Genomic DNA, 23,689 nt, shown 5'->3' on the forward strand with positions numbered 1-23,689 from the left:
GGGCTAATTACAGACCGTTAAACTCATCGCTAAATGCTTGGCTTAATGCTTGATCCACATCAGAGAAGTCATTTACAAGCTCATGCTCTGCAGCTTCAGCTTCTTGACGACGACGCTCTAAGTGATATGCAAGACCAGTACCTGCAGGAATCAAACGGCCTACAACTACGTTCTCTTTCAAGCCACGTAAATCATCTTCTTTACCTGTTACAGCCGCTTCAGTTAACACACGAGTGGTTTCCTGGAACGATGCAGCAGAGATGAACGAGTCAGTAGAAAGCGACGCTTTAGTAATACCCATCAATTGACGTTCAAACTTCGCAGGGAACTTGTTTTGCGCAAGAACAGCTTGGTTCTCTTGCATCACACGGATGTAATCCACTTGCTCGCCTTTGATGAAGCTTGTATCACCGCCATCAGTGATATCAACTTTACGCAACATTTGACGTACGATCACTTCAATGTGCTTGTCGTTGATTTTTACACCTTGCAGACGGTATACGTCTTGAACTTCGTTCACGATGTAGTTGGTCAGCGCAACTTCGCCTTTCAAGCGTAGGATGTCATGTGGATTCTGTGGACCATCAGAAACAGTCTCACCACGGTTCACATGTTCGCCTTCGAACACGTTCATGGTACGCCATTTTGGAATCAGTTCTTCGTAAATCTCAGAACCATCATCTGGAGTAATCACTAAACGGTTCTTACCTTTAGTCTCTTTACCAAAGCTCACAACACCTGAAATTTCAGCAAGAATTGCATGCTCTTTCGGTTTACGCGCTTCGAACAAGTCAGCTACACGCGGTAGACCACCGGTAATGTCACGCGTACGTGAAGTTTCTTGAGGTACACGACCAATAACGTCACCCACACCAATTGTTTCGCCATCACGGACAGAAAGAATCGTGTTTTGTGGTAGGAAGTAGAACTGCTCACCACCATCCGTCGTATCAAGAACAACCGCAGGACGTAAATCTTTACCAGACGCAGGACGTGCAGTCACAGGTAAGATTTCAATCGTCGTCATACCTGTTGCATCATCAGTTTTCGAGGTAACAGTTACGCCATCAGCAATTTGGCTGAAACGTACTTTACCTGCAACTTCTGTTACAAGTGGGTGTGTGTGCGGATCCCAAGTCGCTACAATACCGCCAGCTTCTACAGCTTCGCCATCTTTCAACAAGATAGACGCACCGTATGGCAGTTTATAACGCTCACGCTCACGACCTAAATCATCCGCAATACCGATTTCGCCTGAACGAGAAGTCGATACCAAGTGACCTTTGGCATGTTGTACTGTTTTCACATTGTGGAAACGTACAGTACCTTTGTTACGTACTTGTACGCTGTTTGCAGCAGACGTTCGGCTTGCAGCACCACCTACGTGGAAGGTACGCATTGTTAACTGTGTACCCGGCTCACCAATCGATTGTGCAGCCATAACACCCACAGACTCACCAGGGTTCACCTGATGACCACGCGCAAGGTCACGACCATAACATTTCGCACATACGCCGAATGTAGATTCACACGCAACCACTGAACGTACTTTAACTTCATCGACACCTTGCTCTTCTAGGAAGTTTGCAAGTTTCTCATCGATCAAAGTGTTACGAGGCAGGATAACGTCGTCAGAACCTGCTTTTTTCACATCTTCAGCAACAACACGGCCCAGTACTCGAGTACCTAAGTTCTCGATCACGTCACCGCCTTGAATGAACGGAGTCATTACAAGACCGCCCAAAGTACCACAGTCAGGCTCAGTAATAACCAAGTCTTGCGCTACGTCTACAAGACGACGTGTCAAGTAACCAGAGTTTGCTGTTTTCAGTGCTGTATCGGCCAAACCTTTACGCGCACCGTGTGTTGAAATGAAGTACTGAAGTACTGTCAAACCTTCACGGAAGTTCGCTTTAATTGGAGTTTCAATGATCGAACCATCTGGTTTCGCCATCAAACCACGCATACCCGCTAACTGACGAATCTGAGCTGCCGAACCACGGGCACCTGAGTCAGACATCATATAGATCGAGTTGAATGATTTTTGCTTCTCATCTTCACCCTGTTTGTTTTTAACAGTGGTAAAAGACAAGTTGTCCATCATCGCTTTCGCTACTTGGTCGTTGGTACGTGCCCAAATATCGACAACTTTGTTGTAACGTTCGCCCGCAGTTACGAAACCTTGTTCGAACTGTTGCTCAATTTCACGAACTTCAACTTCTGCTTTTTCAATAATTGAGTACTTCGCAGGTGGAATCACCATGTCTTCCATACCGACCGATACGCCTGAACGTGTCGCTTGACGGAAACCTAAGTACATCAATTGGTCAGCAAAGATCACTGTATCTTTAAGACCTAATTTACGGTAGCAAGAGTTAATCAATTTAGAGATGTTTTTCTTGGTCATCTCAACGTTGATTTGTTGGAAATCCATACCTTCTGGCACAACTTCCCAAAGTAAGCAGCGACCTGGTGTTGTATCCACAACAATGGTTTGCTGTTCACGGTTACCATTTTCATCAATCACAGTCTGGTGTACACGTGCTTTTACGCGAGCGTGTAAATTTACCTGACCTGTTGCAAGTGCACGGTTAACTTCGTGAGTATCTGCAAACACCATGCCTTCACCTTTGGCATTGATCGCATCACGCGTGATGTAATACAAGCCTAAGACAACGTCCTGAGACGGTACGATGATTGGCTCACCGTTCGCTGGAGACAAGATGTTGTTGGTCGACATCATTAACGCACGCGCTTCTAACTGCGCTTCAAGCGTTAATGGTACGTGTACCGCCATTTGGTCACCATCGAAGTCGGCGTTAAACGCAGCACAAACGAGTGGGTGAAGACGGATCGCTTTACCTTCAATCAGGATCGGTTCAAATGCTTGAAGACCCAAACGGTGAAGTGTAGGCGCACGGTTCAACATCACAGGGTGTTGACGAATCACGTGAGCAAGAACGTCCCAAACTTCTGGCGTTTCGCGCTCAACCATTTTCTTCGCAGCTTTAATGGTTGTTGCTTGGCCAGATGCTTGTAGTTTCGCGAAAATGAATGGCTTGAATAATTCAAGCGCCATTTTCTTCGGAAGACCACATTGGTGCAGACGTAAAGTAGGACCTACAGTAATTACCGAACGACCTGAATAGTCAACACGCTTACCAAGTAAGTTTTGACGGAAACGACCTTGTTTACCTTTGATCATGTCAGCCAAAGATTTAAGAGGACGCTTGTTCGAACCCGTGATTGCACGACCACGACGACCGTTGTCTAGCAATGCATCTACAGACTCTTGTAACATACGTTTTTCATTACGTACGATAATGTCTGGCGCTGCAAGGTCAAGAAGACGCTTCAAACGGTTGTTACGGTTGATCACACGACGGTAAAGGTCGTTCAAATCAGAAGTCGCGAAACGACCACCTTCAAGTGGTACTAACGGACGAAGATCTGGTGGAAGTACTGGAAGTACATTCATCACCATCCATTCTGGCTTGTTGTTTGACTCTTTGAACGCTTCCATCAACTTCAAACGCTTAGACGCTTTTTTAAGCTTCGTCTCAGACGTTGTGTTTGGAATTTCTTCACGTAAACGTGAAATTTCGTTTTCAAGATCGATGTCTTTTAACAAGTCTTGAACAGCTTCTGCACCCATTTTCGCAGTGAATTCATCACCGTGTTCTTCTAAAGCGTTGAAGTATTCTTCATCATTAAGAAGTTGGTATTTCTCAAATGGAGTCATACCTGGGTCAGTTACTACGTAAGATTCGAAATACAATACACGTTCGATATCACGTAAAGTCATGTCTAATAATAGACCGATACGGCTCGGAAGTGATTTTAAGAACCAAATATGTGCAACTGGAGACGCCAGCTCGATGTGACCCATACGCTCACGACGAACTTTCGCAGTTGTTACTTCAACGCCACATTTTTCACAAATGACGCCTTTGTATTTCATACGCTTGTATTTACCACACAAGCATTCGTAATCTTTGACTGGGCCAAAAATTTTGGCACAGAATAAACCATCACGTTCTGGTTTGAACGTACGATAGTTAATGGTTTCAGGCTTTTTAACTTCACCATGAGACCATGACTTAATCATTTCTGGTGACGCAAGACCAATACGGATGCGATCAAACTCAACTGGAGCATGACCGTCTGAATCCGTCTTTTTGCGCATGATATCGAGCAAGTCTTTCAATTTTTTTCTCCGTGTGTTGTGGAGACTTTCACTACACAACTGGGTCACAAATATTGTTTTTACTGAAATTTGGGAATATCTAATCCCCCTAAATCCCCCTTTGTAAAGGGGGATTTGCTCCCCTCTTTAATAAAGAGGGGCTGGGGGAGATTTCTTAGTCACCATTTTTCAGTTCAATGTTGATACCTAAAGAACGGATCTCTTTGGTCAATACGTTGAACGATTCAGGCATACCTGGGTCCATATAATGGTTACCATCTACAATGTTCTTATAGATACGGGTACGACCTTCAACGTCATCCGACTTAACAGTAAGCATTTCTTGAAGCGTGTAAGCTGCGCCATATGCTTCAAGCGCCCAGACTTCCATCTCACCGAAACGCTGACCACCGAATTGTGCTTTACCACCAAGCGGCTGTTGAGTTACTAATGAGTAAGAACCAGTAGAACGCGCGTGCATCTTGTCGTCTACCAAGTGGTTCAGTTTCAACATGTACATGTAACCTACAGTTACAGGACGGTCAAACTGTTCACCTGTACGACCATCATACAATACTGTTTGACCAGTACGTGAAATGTTCGCAAGCTCTAACAAGTCTTTAATTTGTGATTCTTCAGCACCATCGAATACTGGCGTTGCAAGTGGAACACCTGCACGCAAGTTACCTGAAAGCACCAAAATTTCATCATCAGTTAAGCTATCAAGATCTTCTTGCTCGCCACCAACTTTGTTATAAATCTTGTCTAAGAAGCCACGAAGCTCAAGTACAGTACGTTGCGCTTTTAACATCTTGTCGATTTCTTCGCCAAGACCTTTCGCTGCCATACCTAAGTGAGTCTCTAGAATCTGACCCACGTTCATACGTGACGGTACACCCAGTGGGTTCAATACGATGTCGACTGGAACACCATTGGCATCGTGCGGCATGTCTTCAACAGGTAAGATGTTAGAAACAACACCCTTGTTACCGTGACGACCTGCCATCTTATCACCCGGTTGGATGCGACGTTTAACAGCCAAGTAAACCTTAACAACTTTCAATACACCTGTTGTTAATTCATCACCTGTAGAAAGTTTGCGTTTTTTCTCTGCAAATTTCTCATCAATTTCGAAGCTCTTCTCTTTCAAGAACACTTGAATTTGAGTTAAACGCTCTGCAATAGCTTCATCAGTCGGTTGGATTTCAAGTAAATCAACCAATTCTAAACCAGACAACACGTCTGCAGAAAGCTTATCTCCACGCTTGGTTGTACCACCACCGTTAGACTCTTGACCTGTCAACAAACGAACAATACGTTCACGTGCTGCTTCTTCGAAGATTTTGTATTCTTCTTTCAAGTCTTTACGGTATGAATCTAGCTGAGCTTTTTCAATTGCTTGCGCACGTTCGTCTTTTTCAAGACCGTCACGTGTAAACACTTGAACGTCAATCACTGTACCTTTGGTACCTGATGGAACACGTAAAGATGAGTCTTTTACGTCAGCTGCTTTTTCACCGAAGATTGCACGAAGCAATTTTTCTTCTGGTGTTAACTGCGTTTCACCTTTAGGCGTTACTTTACCTACAAGGATATCGCCAGCAGTCACTTCAGCACCGATATATACGATACCTGATTCATCAAGCTTAGACAGTGCAGCTTCACCTACGTTAGGAATATCCGCAGTAATTTCTTCTGCGCCTAACTTCGTATCACGAGCAACACACGACAATTCTTGAATGTGAATTGACGTTAAACGGTCTTCTTGAAGTACGCGCTCTGAAAGTAAGATCGAGTCTTCATAGTTGTAACCATTCCACGTCATGAACGCAACGCGCATGTTTTGACCGAGTGCAAGCTCACCGCCATCTGTTGATGGACCGTCAGCCAATACATCGCCACGACCGACTTTATCACCAAGTTTCACAAGAACTTTTTGGTTAATACAAGTGTTTTGGTTCGAACGTGTATATTTGATCAGGTTATAGATATCTACACCTGCCTCGCCTGCAACCATTTCGTCTTCGTTGACACGAATCACGACACGTGAAGCATCGACGAATTCGATACGACCACCACGACCCGCAATCACACACACACCAGAGTCATGCGCTACATTTGCTTCCATGCCTGTACCTACAAGCGGTTTGTCAGCAATCAATGTAGGCACAGCTTGACGCTGCATGTTTGAACCCATCAATGCACGGTTGGCGTCATCGTGTTCAAGGAATGGAATCAGTGATGCAGCAACAGAAACAACCTGCTGTGCAGAAACGTCCATATGCGTCACTTTTTCAGGCGGCATACGTACGAAATCACCTTGGTGACGTACAGAAACAAATTCTTCTGTTAAGTTACCGTCTTTATCTACGCCAGAATCGGCCTGTGCAATCACAGTACCTACTTCTTCAATTGCAGATAAATACTCAACTTCATCCGTTACACGACCATCAACCACTTTACGGTATGGTGTTTCTAAGAAACCGAAATTGTTACATTTCGCATAAACAGAAAGCGAGTTGATCAAACCAATGTTTGGACCTTCCGGCGTTTCAATTGGACATACACGACCGTAGTGAGTTTGGTGTACGTCACGTACCTCAAAGCCCGCACGTTCACGTGTCAAACCACCAGGACCAAGCGCCGATACACGACGTTTGTGCGTAATCTCAGACAATGGGTTGTTTTGGTCCATGAACTGAGATAATTGGCTTGAACCAAAGAATTCTTTGATTGCAGCAGCCACTGGTTTCGCATTGATCAAATCTTGCGGAGACAAGTTATCTGTTTCAGCTTGGCTTAAACGTTCTTTAACAGCACGTTCTACACGAACTAGACCAACACGGAATTGGTTTTCAGTCATTTCACCTACTGAACGCACGCGACGGTTACCCAAGTGGTCGATATCGTCGACTTCACCTTTACCGTTACGGATTTCAACCAATGTTTTGAGTACATCAGTGATATCTTCGTTCGACAAAATTCCTTCAACTTCACGAGACTTCTGATCCGTACCCACTTCGTAAGGACGACCCAAACGACGGTTGAACTTCATACGACCCACTGGAGAGAGGTCATAACGTTCTGAAGAGAAGAACAAGTTATTGAATAAATTTTCAGCCGCTTCTTTCGTTGGTGGCTCACCTGGACGCATTACTTTGTAGATTTCTACCAATGCTTCTTCACGACCTGTCGTGGTATCTGCACGTAAAGTATCTGCAACGAATGAACCACGGTCGATGTCATTGGTGAATAGAATGTTAAATTGTTTAACACCACCTTCAGCCAATTTCACCATCACTTCATGGCTTAACAAGGTATTTGCTGCAATCACATCACCATCTTTAAGTGGGATGTCTTCTGCAGTAATACGCTCGTACAAGTACTCATCTGGCACAGAAAGCTTTTCTAGGCCAGCAGCTTCCATTTGACGCACATGACGCGCGTTGATGCGCTTGCCTTGCTCAACAATGGTTTTGCCATCATTGTCTACGATGTCAAATTGTGCCATTTCACCACGCAAGCGTTCTGGAACAAGGTCAATCTGGTAGCTACCCATGTCTAGGTATACAGGCACTTTTTCATAGAACAAGTCTAAGATTTGCGCATTGTTATAACCCAAAGCACGAAGAACCACAGTCGCAAGTAATTTACGACGACGGTCAATACGCACAAATACAAGGTCTTTTGCGTCAAATTCAAAGTCTAACCATGAACCACGGTAAGGAATAATACGCGCAGAATAAAGCACTTTACCACTAGAGTGGGTTTTGCCTTTATCGTGGTCAAAGAATACGCCCGGTGAACGGTGTAATTGAGATACGATTACACGCTCAGTACCATTAATAACGAATGTACCGTTATCGGTCATGAGTGGCATTTCACCCATGTACACTTCTTGCTCGCGCACGTCTTTAATTGATTTAGTTTCGCGATCTTTTAAGATCAAACGAATTTTTACGCGCATTGGTGCTGCATAAGTTGAGCCACGAAGAATACATTCGCGTACATCAAACTCAGGCTTACCAAGACTATACTCAACAAATTCTAAAGCAGCATTGCCAGAATAACTTTCTATAGGAAAAACTGAACGAAACGCGGCTTGCAGACCGATATCTTCGCGGTTTTTTGGTGATTTGCCATCTTGTAAAAATGTTCTGTACGAGTCGACTTGAATCGCGAGCAAGTACGGAGCATCCATAACACTAGGCAATTTACCAAAATTCTTACGGATCCGTTTCTTTTCGGTATATGAGTATGCCATCTGGAGTCCTCGGAAAGTAAACCGAGCCCGCCTGCAGAACGGGCTCAGAAGGAATTACGCAGGCCGATATGGCCACCACTTTTTACAAATGCTGCAATTTTCAGTGGTATTGAAACGCTTACCAATATTTTTAAATTTGAAAAATATTGGTAAGCGTTTGATTCTTTTCTTTATTTTAATTTGATGGATTTTCCACCAAGCAAACAAAAATCGAGCCGATTATTGTAACGCAAAAAGGCTGATGACCCAAGAGCCATCAGCCAATTTTTGGGGTGAAATTAATATTCCCCCCCTGGTAGCATTACTTAATAGTAATAGTAGCACCAGTTTCTTCAAGTTTTTTCTTAAGTTCTTCAGCTTCTTCTTTAGAAACTGCTTCTTTAAGAACTGAAGGAGCGCCTTCAACCATGTCTTTAGCTTCTTTCAAGCCAAGACCAGTGATTTCACGAACTGCTTTAATCACAGCTACTTTGTTCGCGCCGAAAGAAGTCAACTCAACGTTGAATTCTGATTGCTCTTCAGCAGCAGCAGCAGCAGGACCTGCAGCTACAGCTACAGCAGCAGCAGATACGTTGAATTTTTCTTCGAAAGCAGAAATAAGTTCAACAAGTTCAAGAACAGTTTTTTCAGCAACTGCGTTTAAGATTTCTTCGTTTGTTAAAGCCATGAGAGTAACTCCAAATGGGTATTGAATGATGTGTGTTTAAGTTTGAGCTTATGCAGCTTCTGACTCGTTTTTCTCTTGAAGCGCTGTAAGTAAGCGACCCAATTTCGAAATAGGAGCCTGAAGAACGTTTGCAAGCATAGTAAGCGCTTTCTCTTGGTTTGGAAGATTCGCGATAACGCTAACTTCTGCGCCTTGATAAAGTTTGCCTTCAAATGCAGCAGCTTTAAGTTCAAATGCTTTGTTAGTTTTCGCAAATTCTTCGAATAAGCGTGCCGCAGCACCCATGTCATCTGCAGAAGTTGAGAAAGCTAAAATTGTTGGGCCAACAAGGTTGTCGTTCAAGATATTGAATGGAGTATCTTGAAGAGCGCGTTTAGCCAAAGTATTACGTACAACACGTGTAGCAACACCTAACTTACGAGCTTCAACACGAAGAGCAGTTAATTGCTCAACAGTTAAACCTTGGTAGTCAGCAACAACAGCAGCAAACGCAGTAGAAGCAACTTCAGTTACTTCAGCAACGATCTGTTTTTTGCCTTCGATAAGAAGAGCCATTGTAAAACCTCCTAACGGTGATTTATGTACTTACGCGAAGTACACTCCCAATTCGCAAGTTCATCACTGAACTTACACGCGGAGGATGAACAAATCACACCACCGCGTCTACTCAGGCTGGGAAATTAAGAAAGTAATCGAAATTACTCTCGCCTGAGGTCTTTGACGCTGATAAATCTACATTTACCAATTCAAAGTTTGCCTAAGTTTGCAAGTAGTCCGAAACCGGTTTCTCTTGCGTAATATTTGAAGCAGTGCTTCAAATATTACTCAGGGCTTTAAAATTCTGTCTAAGTTAAACTTAGTTAGAAACGTTGTTTACATCAACAACAAGACCAGGACCCATAGTTGAGCTCAAAGTGATCTTTTTGATGTATACACCTTTAGATGTCGCAGGCTTTAACTTTTTCAAGTCTGCAATCAAAGTTTCAACGTTTTGACGAACAGCTTCAGCAGAGAAATCTACTTGACCGATCGCAGCGTGGATAATACCCGCTTTGTCTACACGGTAACGTGCTTGACCAGCTTTTGCATTTTTAACTGCACCAGCTACGTCAGGAGTTACAGTACCCACTTTAGGGTTTGGCATTAAGCCACGTGGACCAAGAATCGTACCCAACTTACCCACAACGCGCATTGCATCAGGAGCAGCAATCACTACATCAAAGTCAAGGTTACCCGCTTGGATGCTTTCAGCAAGGTCATCAAAACCAACCACGTCCGCACCTTCAGCTTTAGCAGCTTCAGCAGCAGCGCCTTGAGCAAACACAGCTACACGTACAGTTTTACCAGTACCTGCAGGAAGTGTAGTCGCGCCACGAACAACTTGGTCAGATTTACGAGGGTCAACACCTAGGTTTACCGCAACATCCAAAGATTCTTTGAATTTCGCAGCAGGAAGACCAGCAAGAACAGCTACGGCTTCTTCTAAAGTGTAAACTTTGTTTGCTTCAATAGCAGCAGCAATGGCTTTTTGACGTTTAGTTAACTTTGCCATGTCTTATAGCTCCACTTCCAAGCCCATAGAACGTGCAGAACCAGCGATGGTACGAACACGTGCGTCTAAATCAGCACCAGTTAAATCTGGTTCTTTAGTAGTCGCGATTTCTTCCAATTGAGCACGAGTCAACTTACCAACTTTAGTTTTGTTAGGTACAGCAGAACCCTTTTGGATACCAGCAGCTTTCTTAAGAAGAATAGATGCAGGAGGAGTTTTCATGATGAATGTGAACGACTTGTCGTTGTACACAGTGATCACGACTGGAATTGGTAAACCAACTTCAAGTTTTTGTGTCGCAGCATTGAATTCTTTACAGAATGCCATGATGTTAACACCACGTTGACCCAATGCAGGACCAATCGGTGGAGATGGATTCGCTTTACCAGCTGGAACTTGCAGCTTGATATAGCCGTCAATCTTCTTAGCCATTTCAAATTACCTCTGGGTACAAACGCCGATGAAGGCTCCCCAATTTCTAAGTAACGATACCGTTACAACAACAATGCCTGACTTATTAATAAGCCAGGCGTTTTTCAACCACATCCAATTAAACAGATTTTTCGACTTGGCGAAATTCCAGCTCAACCTGAGTTGGTCGATTAAATACATTAATGGTCAACGTTAAACGTGACTTTTCGTATAGAACTTCTTCCACCACACCTTTAAAGTCTGTGAATGGACCGTCAATTACGAGTAATTCTTCGCCTGGTTCAAACATCGTCTTCGGACGTGGTGCTTCACCAGTATTGCGTACACGAGCAAGAATCGCATCTGCTTCACGTTGGGTAATTGGCGCCGGTTTCTCAGCCGTACCACCAATAAAACCTAAAACTTTTGGACATTCTTTAACAATGTGCCAAGTTTCATCATTCATTTCCATTTCGACCAATACATAGCCTGGAAAGAACTTACGTTCAGATTTACGTTTCTTACCATCCTTCATTTCTACCACTTCTTCGGTAGGAACAAGGACTTCACCAAAGCTATCGGCTACAGCGCTACGCTGGATTCGATCATTAAGTGAACGCATCACTTGTTTTTCATAACCTGAATAGGCATGAATAATGTACCAACGTTTCATAGCTCTCTTACCCGATAATAAACTTCATTAACCAGCCCAAAATGTAGTCAAAACACCATAATAAAATGGATGCAACAACTACAACCGCAAGCACCTGCCAAGATGTGGTCATGGTCTCTTGCTTCGTTGGCCAAGTCACTCGACGCAGCTCAATTCGTGAGTCTTTCAACAAACGAGCAAAGCCTTTGCCTTGATGGGTGGCGTATAATAAACCGAATGCCACGATGATACAAGCCAAAATTACCCCAACGCGCACCCAGATATCGTTGGCTGGTGCCCAATACGCTGGTAGGTGTTGATTCACCATGGTCGCACCAATTAATAAAATCAATGCGATAATCCATAAGACGACGTCTAGGGGAGAACCAGATTTAACTACTTCAGCAGAATTATTTCTTTGAGGGATTGCCGCGTCGCTTTGTGCGTCGCGTAATTTTTCATTCGACATTTTTGTACTCGTCGTAGGTTTCGCGACTTATTATATGACCAGTTTTGCCGACATCAAGCGTCTTTTATAAAAAAGTTGGCAGGCCAGGAGGGACTCGAACCCCCAACATTCGGTTTTGGAGACCGACGCTCTACCAATTGAACTACTGACCTGCAAAACAAATTGGAGTCGAAACCCCAATTTGTAATTTTATTTTATAATTATGCAGTTACTTTAGCAACTACACCAGCACCAACTGTACGGCCACCTTCACGGATCGCAAAACGTAGACCTGGGTCCATTGCGATTGGGTGGATTAATTCTACTGACATTTCTACGTTGTCACCAGGCATAACCATTTCAACGCCATCTTGTAATTTGATCGCGCCAGTTACGTCAGTTGTACGGAAGTAGAACTGTGGACGGTAACCGTTAAGGAATGGAGTGTGACGACCACCTTCTTCTTTAGAAAGTACGTATACTTCTGCATCGAATTTAGTGTGCGGCTTGATTGCACCTGGTTTAGCAAGTACTTGACCACGTTGTACGTCTTCACGTTTAGTACCACGTAGAAGAACACCACAGTTCTCGCCCGCACGACCTTCGTCTAGAAGTTTACGGAACATTTCTACGCCAGTTACAGTTGTTTTAACTGTATCTTTGATACCAACGATTTCAACTTCTTCGCCTACTTTCACAATACCAGTTTCTACACGGCCAGTTACTACTGTACCACGACCAGAAATAGAGAATACGTCTTCGATTGGCATTAAGAATGCTTGGTCGATTGCACGTACTGGCTCTGGAATGTAAGTGTCAAGCGCGTCAACAAGCGCAACAACTGCTTCTTCGCCATACTGACCAGCGTCACCGTTAAGTGCAAGAAGAGCTGAACCACGGATAACTGGAGTGTCATCACCTGGGAAGTCATAAGTAGAAAGAAGTTCACGAACTTCCATTTCTACTAATTCAAGAAGTTCTTCATCATCAACAAGGTCACACTTGTTAAGGAATACAAGAATGTAAGGTACACCAACCTGACGAGAAAGAAGGATGTGTTCACGAGTCTGTGGCATTGGACCATCAGTCGCTGCACATACAAGGATCGCGCCGTCCATCTGAGCAGCACCAGTAATCATGTTTTTAACATAATCGGCGTGGCCCGGGCAGTCTACGTGTGCGTAGTGACGAGTTGGAGAATCGTATTCTACGTGTGAAGTATTAATTGTAATACCACGTGCTTTTTCTTCTGGTGCAGAGTCAATTGCAGCGTAGTCTTTCGCTTCGCCACCGAATTTCTTCGCACATACAGTTGCAATTGCAGCTGTTAAAGTTGTTTTACCATGGTCAACGTGACCGATTGTGCCCACGTTAACGTGTGGCTTATTACGTTCAAACTTAGCCTTAGCCATGTTCATCTTCCTCGTTTACGTCGAACACAGGTATAAACAACTCAGTATCGACACATCGCCTAAAAAATCAAACACCAAATACTTGAAAAGCAGACTAATAAGCCTGCTTCTTTAAAAATTTGTAGAAATTCTACTAAACTGTAATCTGGAGCTCTTATCGAGATTTGAACTCGAGACCTCTCCCTTACCAAGGGAGTGCTCTACCACTGAGCTATAAGAGCAAATATAAAACTTCAAATGGAGCGGGAGACGAGGGTCGAACTCGCGACATGTAGCTTGGAAGGCTACCGCTCTACCAACTGAGCTACTCCCGCACGATGTTGGTACAAAGACCACTTTCTTGAAGTCTTAAAATTGGTGGTGAGGGAAGGATTCGAACCTTCGAAACTTTCGTAGCGGAGTTACAGTCCGCCCCCTTTGACCGCTCGGGAACCTCACCATTTTACACTTACTTCAGTGTCGCTCTTTACTTAACTTACTCAACTCTCTAAGATGGTGCCGGCACACGGATTCGAACTGTGGACCTACTGATTACAAGTCAGTTGCTCTACCAACTGAGCTATGCCGGCGTTTCTTAGTGTTTCGTACGTTTCGTATCGGAACGGTGTGCAGTTTAGCAAAACTCAAAATCCTTGCAAGTGTTTTTTTCAAAAAAAACGTCAAAAACTCACAAAATCAATCCGTTTGACGATAATTCAACCGCTTTGATCACTGCGCGAGCTTTTATTTGGGTTTCATTCCACTCAGATTCAGGATTTGAGTCATAAACAAGCCCCGCTCCTGCCTGAACATAGACCTTATTTTCACGAATCACACAGGTACGAATTGCAATCGACATGTCCATTTCGCCATGCCAGCCTAAATAACCAACAGCACCACCAAAAATTCCACGTTTTACGGGCTCAACTTGATCAATAATTTCCATCGCACGGATTTTTGGCGCACCTGAAAGTGTACCTGCAGGGAAAGTTGCTTTAAAAACATCCAAGGCATCTACATCATCACGAACTTCGCCTTGCACATTGGAAACAATATGCATGACATGCGAATAACGTTCGATCACCATTTGATCAGTCACTTGCACTTTGCCAATTTTCGAGACACGACCGACATCATTTCGCCCCAAGTCAATCAGCATTAAATGTTCAGCAATCTCTTTTTCATCCGACAGCAAGTCTTGTTCAAGCGCTAAATCCTCCTCTTTGGTTTTACCACGTGGACGCGTTCCTGCCAGCGGACGTACGGTTGCAATCCCATTTTCAAGGCGAGATAAAATTTCAGGGGAAGAACCGACAATATGAAAAGGTTGATTATTTTCCAAAGTTTGCCCCTGTACCAAGAACAAATAAGGCGATGGATTCAAATGACGTAGCGCGCGATAGACTTGTAAAGGTTCACCATCAAAGTCAGAGACCATACGATGCCCTGGCACCACCTGCATCACATCACCCGCACGAATATACTCTTTCACCGTTTCAATCGATTCTAAGAATTTGGCTTTGCCCGTGAGTGACTCAAAATGCGGTGCAGTATGCGGCGTGGCTTTTAGACTAATGGGCGTTGCGAGTAAATCTTCCAATGCATCCAGTTGCTGCTGAGCTTGGTTATACGCATCCGCATCTACTACATCGGCATGCACGATCAGGAATAGCGTATCTTTTAAGTTATCAAACACAATCACTGTTTTAGACAACATCATCCAAATATCAGGTAAACCCACTGGATCTGCTTCTGGCGCGTTATTTAAACGCGGCTCAATGTAACGTACCGCATCATAACCAAAGTAGCCCACCAAGCCACCCGTAAAGCTTGGCAGAGCAGGTAAATCAGCTTGAGTAGGTACTTTATACTGCGACTGAAAATCTCGGATGAATTGAAACGGATCTGTACAAGGTTGTTTTTCTATGGTGCCGTCGGCTTGTTGAATGGTCAGCTCACCCGCGTTGCATGAGAACACGGTAGATTCACCTAAACCAATAATAGAATAGCGTGCCCAATTCTCCCCACCTTCCACAGATTCAAACAAATAGGCTTGCTTATGCTCTTTTAGGCGAGCAAAGACGGACAATGGAGTCTCAGTATCGGCTAAGCGCTGACGATAGACAGGAATCAGGTTATAACCCGCTGTTTTGAGTTGATCGAATTGAGTTTGCGTTGTCATGAGTGTTCTCTATTTTTTCAATATGGCGTGATCAGTTTTTAAAATTAGTGGTTTGAGTTTCGCCATCGAAAAGTCATATGTTTACTCATGTTCATTCCTTCGTTTACAAAGTTACCCGATCAGTTCACACAGATTATCCACCACTTGCTGTGGCTGACAGTCTAAAATATTTTCACCATGATTATAGCCATAGCTGACCACAACACAATCAATACCCGCACGGCGTGCAGCCTCAACATCATTGGATGAGTCCCCAATCATTAAAACCTGATCTTTGCTTTGTGCATATTGCTCAACACAATGTAACAATTGGCGCGGATGAGGTTTGCGCTCTTCGAAACGATCGCCGCCGATGACATCCGCAAAATAATGATTCATACCTAAATGATCGACAATAGCACGTGCAGGCGCTTCAGGTTTATTGGTCACGCAAATCATGGTTTTCTTTTGCGCCAAGCCCCATTCTAAAAACTCAAGAATGCCATCGAAAGGCTGAGTTTCCACACATGGGTCGGCATTATAAATTTTTAAAAACGTCTCCAACAATTGTTGTTGCTGAGCAGGATCGACTTTACCTGTTAAATGTTGCAAGGTACTTTGACAAAACAGCGCTGTTCCCTTACCAACCCAGACCCGCACCTGTGCCTCAGTAACGGTAGGCAGCTGCAAAGCATTCAGGCTCATATTCATGGCACGATGTAAATCTGTTGCTGAATCCACCAAGGTTCCATCTAGATCGAAAAGTAAAACCTCTCGCTGTGCCACATTTGCAATATTCATTCACCCTCACCCATTTTTATCATGTACTGCCCAAAAACAATCAAGGCATGCTTGTGCATGCCTTGATTGTAGTGTGATCTGCGTTTTATTTGAACATCAGCCAAGCAATAATCGCTAAAATAATCAAGACAATAATCGAGATTAACCCCAGCGAGGCATTTTTATGAGTTTCAGCCTCTTGTGCAACCTGTACTTTTGGAGCCTCGTTGTTCTCAACCTGAGGCACGCTAGGCGCAGTCAAATCCACCCCTGCAGGAATAGGAGCGGGTTTCGGAATACCGACATTTTGCGGCATACCGTCACGCGTTAAACTCACATTGCCATCGCGTTCTTTTAGCTCAGGCATACCCTGATCGCTCATATGCTGTGCTGCCGTTTTCGGCTGTTCTGGCTCAACAACAGGCGTATCAGCACTCACTTCCGCTTGAGCCGTTTCTGAAGCAGCTACTGCTTCAGATGGCTGGCTAATCGGTGTTTCAACCACAGCTGCGCCCAAAGTTGCAGCCTCTACCGATTCCACCACGTCTTCTAACGCTTTCGCAGGCTCAAAGACCGAAAACTTTAAGCTTGCAAACTGGACGATATCACCCTGTTTCAACAACGTTTCTGCCGCAATTTGCACATCATTCACATACGTGCCATTTGAAGAACCCAAGTCTTGTAGCCACAAAGCCTGTTCTTTCAGTAAAAAGGCCGCATGTTTACGCGAAATTTCAGATTGTTGTAATAAAATATCCGCTGCTTGATGACGACCGACCAACATATCACGGTCAATGCTAATTTCCTGACCCGTTAATTCGCCAGTAATTGCTTGTATTTTCCAAGTCATGACTTATCTCTCTATGTGCTGATTTATGATAACACAGAGAATATTCTTTACCATTTCACCTTCCCTCACAGATGAATGGCAGGACAGCTAGGCTGAACCTATCGAGACATTCTCAGTATATCGCTCAGGGATGGAATAGCTTGTCGATACCATCTGTGCCATGTGTGCCACACGAGCACCTTGAACATTTTGCATCATCAAGTTCAAGCCAATCTGGGGCTGAACCCTTGGGTATAACTGACGCGAGGTGGTATTTTTAGGAACACTAGCAATCGGCTGTTTACGAATCGCAGGTTCAATGGCCACAGGCGTTGTTTCAACCATCGGTTGCGTTGTAGTTGGGCTGCTTGGCACCTGTTGATACGATTGTGGCAAGGTCGGTTTGGTTGATGTTACAGGCAAGCGCTGTTGGAAGACATCATCAACATTTTCAGGCAACTTGGCAAAGCTACCATCTTTATCCATGGCCAACTGCAAACTATAAAGCTGACTGTAGCGCTGCTGAGAAAGGCGACGTGCAGACTCCCCATCTCCCACAATCGTCGGATGAATGAAAACCAACAAATTGCGTTTCTGATCTGACTTGCCATCTGAGCGGAACAAACGCCCCAATCCCGGTATTGCACCAAGACCTGGAATCGATTGGCGTGAATAAGACGTATTATCCGAAATCAAGCCACCTAAAACGATGGTATTGCCATGTTCCGCCAAGACTGAGGTTTTAATCGCACGCTTACTAGTGACCAAATCCTGCGCTTGACCTTTATTGGCTTTGACATCAGAGACTTCTTGTTCAATTTCTAAGCGGATGGTGCCACCTTCACCAATATGTGGCACCACCTTAAGCGTTACACCCACATCTTTACGTTCAATGGTGGTGTAGGGGTTAGCTGTACCTGAAGAGGTGGTAGAAACCGAACCTGTTACAAAGGGCACATTTTCCCCCACGACGATATAAGCCTCTTCATTGTCCATGGTGACAATCGATGGTGTAGACAGCAGATTCGACTTGGTATTACTTTTTAATGCTTGGATCATCGCGCCATATAACTGACGCGAGCCATCACTGCCTTCTTTATAATCCCCAAGGATTAACGAACCACCCGCGCCAATTGCACTTGCAGCCCCCGCACCGCCACCCGTTAAATAGTTTGCAGCAATACTTTTGAGACTCGAACCAATATTGTCAAAATTAATAATCCCAACACCACTACTTAAATCACCCATCGCCCATTGTACGCCCAGTTGGTCGGCATCGTTACCTTCCACCTCAAGAATAGTCGCTTCGATCAGGACTTGCTGACGACGGGTATCCAACTGCTGAATGGCAGACTCGATTTCACGCATCAACTGAGGGTCTGCTTTGACCACCAATGCATTTTGCGAACTATCAGCAATAATGCTAACGCCGTTACTGTTAAAGCTGGTGATGTTGTTCTGATTGCGATTGGACTGGCTGTTTAAGTTTATACTTGGGGTAGAAATCTGTGAAGATGAACCTTCACTCGCGCTATTACTTTGGTTATAGCTGGAATTACCATTGTTATTGCTGTCGTTAGACTCGCTAGAATTAACAGCCTGCCCTGAGACCAAACCTTGTAAAATTTCGGATAAGCTTTTAGCGCTGGCATATTTTAAGCGGAACACTTTCAATCCGCCTAGACGCTCCGCAGCAGGTACATCCAGCATCTCGATCATTTGGCGAATACGTTTACGCGTCGCGGTATCCCCTTTTAGAATAATCCGATTGGTACGGTTATCTGCAATGATTCGTATTCTGGAACCCTTTAAATCTTTGATCGAGCCTGTTCCGCTCATACTTTCCAACAACCCAATCATTTCCTCAGCCTGACTCGACTGCAACGACACCGCTTCGATATCATTTTGTCCCGTCCCATCCAAGTTACGGATGATGGTCTCAAGCTGATAAATATTGCTGGCGCGATCAGACACAATCAGTGCATTGGTGCCATTCACCGCAGATAAATGTGCAAACTGCGGCATCAATGGACGCAGTGCAGGAATCAAGTCATTGGCATTGGTGTTTTCCAGCCAAATCACCCGCGTCACAACCTGATCGCCTGTGGCACGGTGACGAACATCATAGGGAATGCCTGAACTTTTAACATTACTGTCAGGCACAATTTTAATGGTCCGACCAGAAGGAATCGCGACCACACCGTTGACATTCAAGACTCCTAAGAACAAGTCGTAGACTTCTTGCTTATTCAACGCTTTGTTTGAAATCACCGTGACATTACCGCGTACCCGTGGATCAACTGCAAAGTTTTTCCCCGTAATATCCGCAACCTCATTAATAAATGCAGTTAAGTCCGCATCGCGCAGATTAATTTTCCACGTTTGTGCATAGCTGGCTGTACTCACCATGGCAAGCAAAGGCGCTGCGATTGTCAGTGCCCAAGCAGGGCGGTGATTCAATAAAGCCATAAATCCAAGTCATTCCTAACTAATATTGGTGATGTTCGATCACTGAAAATTCTGTTGTACCGTAATGATACGATCACCACGTTTCACTTCTATTTTTACTTGTCCTTCACGGCGCGCACGTTCTAACAACTGCGCGTCGTTTTGCCCCTGTCCGATCGTTTGACCATTTAAAGACATAATCTGATCCCCTGCCTGCAAGCCTAAACGGCTTCGCAGTGCAGCTGGTGTTTGCTCAGTGACTTGATAACCTTGCCCTGTATTACTGGTATTTACACCCAAATCTTTTAAATATTGCTCACGATCTTGTTGTAAGTTCTGTACTGCTTGGCCTAATACTTGCTGCTCTTGACTCACAGCAGGCGCTGCAACGGGTGCTGTTGCTGGGGGCACAATTTGCTGATCTAAATTATCAATCCCATGAAAAAACAATTCTCGGGTTTGCCCACTGTTATTTTTGAGAATCGCGCGATCCCAATACACCTCTGACAAATAATAAGCGCTGCCTTCGATGTTTTCCCCCACCCGATAACGCTCTGCTACATTATTTGCCTTAATCACAGCAGATGAGAACTGACTGGGTTGCCCAACCACCACCCCTTGTAGCTGTAAATTGAGCTGATCATCTGCGGGATTCTTACTTTGCTCTGCAAATAACGCAAAATTGGTAATATTCGGAACTTGAGGTTGCTGCGAACCCAATTCAACGCGTGGCATTTGCATGACTTGTGGTGGCGCCACCCAAAGCCAAAATAAGCCAGCCAACTTCCAGCATAGTGCCAAGATCAAAAGCATTAAGCACAGTGGTGCTATACGTTCAAACTGTTTGAGATTTAGCTCTGGTAATTTTTGCAGATCAAAACCCATTAAAAGCCCCCACTAAGTAAAGGCTGACGTGAACTCACCACATAACTATCTAGGCCTGCTTTACCTTGATATGAAGGCACATTCAACATGAGACGCTGGGTTAATTGCACATCTAACATCAGACTTGGGTCGATGGTCAGGTTCATCAGTTTTTGTTGTCGTTGATCGCGTAAATCGACCATCAGCTTATTTTGCTCCTGCGACAAACGACCTGCCAACGATGGAATCTGCATTTGTTGTGGGCGCTGCGCAAAGATATACATGAGTTCGCCGCCTGCCCATTGTATTCCCCCATCCACCTGATCAAATCCCTGCTCTTTTTTATAATTAAAATCAATTTTTTGTAACTGAATCGCATTACTCGGCCATTGCCAATTGGCCAACGACTTTAACGTTTCGGGTGCAATTTGTCCGTTTAAATCACGCACCATTATTTTTCTTCCAAACCCATAGGCCAAAACGCCTTCAAGCTTGGTATTGGCACTATAAATTTCGAGATTCGTACCTGCACGAAGGAGCAGTAAATCTAAAGGTCGGGTGGTCCACAGCACAGTTCCACGCAATTTTCCAGTTTGCCAATCGGCCTGTCCATGCCAAATATTACCGCTGACGTTATGTAAAACTTGGTTGTTTTTATAAAATTTTGCAATGAGCCATACCGCAGGAATTTGCAGCAAAACAAAAATTAAAAACGCAACGACTGCAAACATCCACCACGTGATGTATTTAGGTTTTGTGATTCTCCCACCACGAACTTTCAATTATTCTTCCTTGCTTCATTTCTTGTCTTTCTTTGATAGACATTATGCATAATTTTACAACAACACCAAACTTTAACTATAAAAAAAACCAAGCAGATAATGCTTGGTTTTTTGAGCTTATGTCACATCTGTGACAAGGTGATGACTTAGATTAAAAAATCTTCAAGCTTCGCACCTTTTTCTAACTGAGCCACCAACCAACGTGGTTGCTTACCACGGCCAGTCCATGTCTCAGCAGCATTGCCTTTGTTACGGTAACGCGGTTCAACCGACTTACGTGTGCCTTTTTTACGCTTAGTCGCGCCAAACTCTAAAATTTGCTCAATGCTTAAGCCTACATTTTCCGCAATCGCGTTAATTTGGGTATAAGCATCTTCAATTGCTTGATCTTTTTTAGATGCAATTAAAGCTTCCGCTTCGATTTGTAGACGCTTTAACTCTTCTACGGATAAATTACTAATATCTGGCATTACATTAACTCCATTAACCAACATTTTATTTACTGAGTCTATTTAATAATATTTTGATTAGACCAAAGACTCAACTCATCCATGACTTAAACAACAATACTTAGACAGTATTTATATAGTCTAGCGACTTTTAAAATAAATAAAAAGATATTTATATTTGGTGACCGACCGTTAACTCAAATTCTTTGAGTTTTTGACGCACCAGTTCAGGAATTAATGTTTTCTGCATATTGGTTTTATCGACACAAACAATGACCGCTTCTGCTTCCGCAACGAATGATTGTTGCTGTTCACTCCATAATAAATAATGCATACGAAATGCACTATTTCTGAGTTCTTCAATACGCGCACTAATTTTCAATTGATCTGGATAAAATACTGGTTTTAAATATTTGCACTGATTTGATGCAACAACGGTCAATACATCCGCAGATAAAATACCCGTATGTTCAATATAAGCCAAACGCGCACTTTCAACATAACGATAATACATGACATTATTAACATGACCAAAGGCATCCATATCTCCCCAAGCCACGTGTTGAGTATAAACCAATGGGTAATCTAAAACGCTCTGCATTATGCACCTATATTTTCATTTCTACAAAATTTGCATTATTTTCAAAAATTAAATTTAACTGTTTAATTAAATCTTCATCACCATTTAAGGTCGATTTGATTCTTAAATAGTTCATTAATACATTATCGGGATATAAACTTAATAACGCATCTGCCTGCTCTTGCATACCTAAAGCAGTATAAATATGCCACTTGGCAAAACTCAAAACCGGCACACTCGTATACTTTGCTTCCCATGCTTCAATGTGTTGCTGCAAGTCCACATAATCAGGCTGCTGTTTCAAAAGTTGCTGCTGGAACCACAAATAAAATACTTCCGAATTAAACTGCTGATTGAGTAAATAAATCGACAAGTGTTCGTGCTGTTCACTCATGTCTGGCATACGTGCTAATAACTTAAGCCACAGCAGTTGAACATCATAACTGCGGCTGAAAATCTGATCAGACAAGTCCAAATAACGTTGTTTTAAATCCTCTAAATTTTCATAATTGGCTTGATCAAATTTTATCAACAAACGCTTCAGCCATGCTTTTTTCACATCTTGATCTAAATGACCATATTGAGTTGAGCGTAAATAAAGCCATGGAAACAGAATCGCAAAACGTCCCCATAGCTCTTTTAAACACGCTTCATAAGCGGTTTGCACGTCTTTAAGCCAAGGTGACAGTTCATGTTGATTGAGAAACTCAAGATGAGTTAAAGCTTGTTCTGCATCTTCTTGTGCTAAAAACAGTTCAATACGTTGCAGTTCAGCCAACTCAAAGGCCATGGCATTGCTTTGGCTCAAGGCGCTTAAGGCTTCAGGGAACTGCTCCTGCATCAAATATAAACGTGCATCGATAATACTTTTGAGCAAGCCTGACTGCGCGAAGGCATTTTGAATAAAGGCTTGTTGATCTCGGCCTGCATCCAACAACCAAATCACAGCCAGTTGTTCATAAGGATGCAAACTTTTAAAATCAAAAACAGTTCCCGCTTTGCGTTTTTCTCGACTGAGATATCGTTTTAGCCCCAACCAAACCAAATGTAAGCTAAAACTGAGCAGTGCTAGAGCAATAAATACGATCCAGAGATTGGTTTGTAACTGCCAGTCATGCCAAAACACATAGACATAACCCGCACCATGTCCATAACTCAAGACACTCAACGCGGCAATTGCAATTAAACTTACCAAGCCATAAGCAATCAGTATTTGTTTCATTCC

Annotated in this window: 18 protein-coding genes and 5 tRNA genes; all 23 read right to left on the reverse strand. The window is 43.6% G+C overall.

Annotation, left to right across the window (positions count from 1 at the left end; all coding sequences use genetic code 11):
- Positions 1-7: 7 nt before the first annotated feature.
- The 23 genes from rpoC to ACSC9N_RS15840 all read right to left on the reverse strand — a co-directional run bounded on the left by rpoC (position 8) and on the right by ACSC9N_RS15840 (position 23,686).
- On the reverse strand, positions 8-4,207 hold the full coding sequence (gene rpoC / locus ACSC9N_RS15730; RefSeq protein ID WP_010325734.1) for a DNA-directed RNA polymerase subunit beta': 4,200 nt from the start codon (positions 4,205-4,207) through the stop codon (positions 8-10).
- A gap of 154 nt (positions 4,208-4,361) precedes the next feature.
- Complete coding sequence (rpoB, locus tag ACSC9N_RS15735) at positions 4,362-8,450, reverse strand: DNA-directed RNA polymerase subunit beta (protein ID WP_010325733.1); 4,089 nt, start codon at positions 8,448-8,450, stop codon at positions 4,362-4,364.
- Positions 8,451-8,751: 301 nt separating this feature from the next.
- Positions 8,752-9,117, reverse strand: a complete 366-nt coding sequence (gene rplL / locus ACSC9N_RS15740; RefSeq protein WP_004692767.1) for a 50S ribosomal protein L7/L12 — start codon at positions 9,115-9,117, stop codon at positions 8,752-8,754.
- A 48-nt stretch (positions 9,118-9,165) separates the two neighbouring features.
- Positions 9,166-9,672, reverse strand: coding sequence for a 50S ribosomal protein L10 (gene rplJ / locus ACSC9N_RS15745; protein ID WP_010325732.1), 507 nt, complete (start codon positions 9,670-9,672; stop codon positions 9,166-9,168).
- A gap of 301 nt (positions 9,673-9,973) precedes the next feature.
- A complete protein-coding gene (gene rplA / locus ACSC9N_RS15750) occupies positions 9,974-10,669 on the reverse strand; it encodes a 50S ribosomal protein L1 (protein WP_010325731.1) in 696 nt (231 codons plus the stop codon).
- 3 nt (positions 10,670-10,672) lie between these two features.
- The gene (gene rplK, locus ACSC9N_RS15755) at positions 10,673-11,101 is read right to left on the reverse strand and encodes a 50S ribosomal protein L11 (protein ID WP_004668262.1); all 429 of its coding nucleotides are present in this window, start codon (positions 11,099-11,101) and stop codon (positions 10,673-10,675) included.
- Positions 11,102-11,219: 118 nt separating this feature from the next.
- Positions 11,220-11,753 (reverse strand): transcription termination/antitermination protein NusG, encoded by a 534-nt coding sequence (gene nusG, locus ACSC9N_RS15760; protein ID WP_004692772.1) that lies wholly within the window; start codon positions 11,751-11,753, stop codon positions 11,220-11,222.
- 7 nt (positions 11,754-11,760) lie between these two features.
- On the reverse strand, positions 11,761-12,201 hold the full coding sequence (secE, locus tag ACSC9N_RS15765) for a preprotein translocase subunit SecE (protein WP_004692774.1): 441 nt from the start codon (positions 12,199-12,201) through the stop codon (positions 11,761-11,763).
- A gap of 76 nt (positions 12,202-12,277) precedes the next feature.
- Positions 12,278-12,353 (reverse strand) — tRNA-Trp (locus tag ACSC9N_RS15770).
- A 48-nt stretch (positions 12,354-12,401) separates the two neighbouring features.
- Positions 12,402-13,592: an elongation factor Tu gene (gene tuf, locus ACSC9N_RS15775; RefSeq protein WP_010325730.1), complete on the reverse strand. Its 1,191-nt coding sequence runs from the start codon at positions 13,590-13,592 to the stop codon at positions 12,402-12,404.
- A 146-nt stretch (positions 13,593-13,738) separates the two neighbouring features.
- Positions 13,739-13,813 (reverse strand) — tRNA-Thr (locus ACSC9N_RS15780).
- A gap of 17 nt (positions 13,814-13,830) precedes the next feature.
- A tRNA-Gly gene (locus tag ACSC9N_RS15785) sits at positions 13,831-13,906 on the reverse strand.
- Positions 13,907-13,947: 41 nt separating this feature from the next.
- A tRNA-Tyr gene (locus ACSC9N_RS15790) sits at positions 13,948-14,031 on the reverse strand.
- A gap of 54 nt (positions 14,032-14,085) precedes the next feature.
- A tRNA-Thr gene (locus tag ACSC9N_RS15795) sits at positions 14,086-14,161 on the reverse strand.
- Positions 14,162-14,259: 98 nt separating this feature from the next.
- Entirely contained in the window at positions 14,260-15,753 is a 1,494-nt protein-coding gene (gene trpE / locus ACSC9N_RS15800; RefSeq protein ID WP_010325729.1) for an anthranilate synthase component I, read from the reverse strand.
- Between the two features lie 111 nt (positions 15,754-15,864).
- On the reverse strand, positions 15,865-16,533 hold the full coding sequence (locus tag ACSC9N_RS15805) for an HAD-IA family hydrolase (RefSeq protein WP_010325728.1): 669 nt from the start codon (positions 16,531-16,533) through the stop codon (positions 15,865-15,867).
- An 85-nt stretch (positions 16,534-16,618) separates the two neighbouring features.
- Positions 16,619-17,362 (reverse strand): FHA domain-containing protein, encoded by a 744-nt coding sequence (locus ACSC9N_RS15810; protein ID WP_010325727.1) that lies wholly within the window; start codon positions 17,360-17,362, stop codon positions 16,619-16,621.
- An 87-nt stretch (positions 17,363-17,449) separates the two neighbouring features.
- Complete coding sequence (gspD, locus tag ACSC9N_RS15815; RefSeq protein ID WP_010325726.1) at positions 17,450-19,810, reverse strand: type II secretion system secretin GspD; 2,361 nt, start codon at positions 19,808-19,810, stop codon at positions 17,450-17,452.
- Positions 19,811-19,849: 39 nt separating this feature from the next.
- Positions 19,850-20,674 (reverse strand): type II secretion system protein N, encoded by an 825-nt coding sequence (locus ACSC9N_RS15820; RefSeq protein WP_010325725.1) that lies wholly within the window; start codon positions 20,672-20,674, stop codon positions 19,850-19,852.
- Positions 20,674-21,384 carry a type II secretion system protein N gene (gspN, locus tag ACSC9N_RS15825; protein WP_010325724.1) on the reverse strand — a complete coding sequence of 237 codons (711 nt, stop codon included), beginning with the start codon at positions 21,382-21,384 and terminating at the stop codon, positions 20,674-20,676. The genes ACSC9N_RS15820 and gspN overlap by 1 nt, the downstream gene beginning before the upstream one ends.
- A gap of 197 nt (positions 21,385-21,581) precedes the next feature.
- Complete coding sequence (locus ACSC9N_RS15830) at positions 21,582-21,905, reverse strand: H-NS histone family protein (protein ID WP_004692786.1); 324 nt, start codon at positions 21,903-21,905, stop codon at positions 21,582-21,584.
- A gap of 151 nt (positions 21,906-22,056) precedes the next feature.
- Positions 22,057-22,485, reverse strand: a complete 429-nt coding sequence (locus ACSC9N_RS15835; protein WP_010325723.1) for an acyl-CoA thioesterase — start codon at positions 22,483-22,485, stop codon at positions 22,057-22,059.
- Between the two features lie 7 nt (positions 22,486-22,492).
- A complete protein-coding gene (locus ACSC9N_RS15840) occupies positions 22,493-23,686 on the reverse strand; it encodes a hypothetical protein (protein WP_058952363.1) in 1,194 nt (397 codons plus the stop codon).
- Positions 23,687-23,689: the final 3 nt, after the last annotated feature.

It is taken from the genome of Acinetobacter sp. PC34 (genome assembly GCF_051789135.1).
GTDB lineage: Bacteria > Pseudomonadota > Gammaproteobacteria > Pseudomonadales > Moraxellaceae > Acinetobacter > Acinetobacter johnsonii.

Coding starts and splice junctions, on each gene's coding strand:
- rpoB (WP_010325733.1), bottom strand. CDS start 8,450: ATGGCATACTCATATACCGAAAAGAAACGGATCCGTAAGAATTTTGGT.
- rplL (WP_004692767.1), bottom strand. CDS start 9,117: ATGGCTTTAACAAACGAAGAAATCTTAAACGCAGTTGCTGAAAAAACT.
- rplJ (WP_010325732.1), bottom strand. CDS start 9,672: ATGGCTCTTCTTATCGAAGGCAAAAAACAGATCGTTGCTGAAGTAACT.
- rplA (WP_010325731.1), bottom strand. CDS start 10,669: ATGGCAAAGTTAACTAAACGTCAAAAAGCCATTGCTGCTGCTATTGAA.
- rplK (WP_004668262.1), bottom strand. CDS start 11,101: ATGGCTAAGAAGATTGACGGCTATATCAAGCTGCAAGTTCCAGCTGGT.
- nusG (WP_004692772.1), bottom strand. CDS start 11,753: ATGAAACGTTGGTACATTATTCATGCCTATTCAGGTTATGAAAAACAA.
- secE (WP_004692774.1), bottom strand. CDS start 12,201: ATGTCGAATGAAAAATTACGCGACGCACAAAGCGACGCGGCAATCCCT.
- tuf (WP_010325730.1), bottom strand. CDS start 13,592: ATGGCTAAGGCTAAGTTTGAACGTAATAAGCCACACGTTAACGTGGGC.
- trpE (WP_010325729.1), bottom strand. CDS start 15,753: ATGACAACGCAAACTCAATTCGATCAACTCAAAACAGCGGGTTATAAC.
- ACSC9N_RS15805 (WP_010325728.1), bottom strand. CDS start 16,533: ATGAATATTGCAAATGTGGCACAGCGAGAGGTTTTACTTTTCGATCTA.
- ACSC9N_RS15810 (WP_010325727.1), bottom strand. CDS start 17,362: ATGACTTGGAAAATACAAGCAATTACTGGCGAATTAACGGGTCAGGAA.
- gspD (WP_010325726.1), bottom strand. CDS start 19,810: ATGGCTTTATTGAATCACCGCCCTGCTTGGGCACTGACAATCGCAGCG.
- ACSC9N_RS15820 (WP_010325725.1), bottom strand. CDS start 20,674: ATGGGTTTTGATCTGCAAAAATTACCAGAGCTAAATCTCAAACAGTTT.
- gspN (WP_010325724.1), bottom strand. CDS start 21,384: ATGTTTGCAGTCGTTGCGTTTTTAATTTTTGTTTTGCTGCAAATTCCT.
- ACSC9N_RS15830 (WP_004692786.1), bottom strand. CDS start 21,905: ATGCCAGATATTAGTAATTTATCCGTAGAAGAGTTAAAGCGTCTACAA.
- ACSC9N_RS15835 (WP_010325723.1), bottom strand. CDS start 22,485: ATGCAGAGCGTTTTAGATTACCCATTGGTTTATACTCAACACGTGGCT.
- ACSC9N_RS15840 (WP_058952363.1), bottom strand. CDS start 23,686: ATGAAACAAATACTGATTGCTTATGGCTTGGTAAGTTTAATTGCAATT.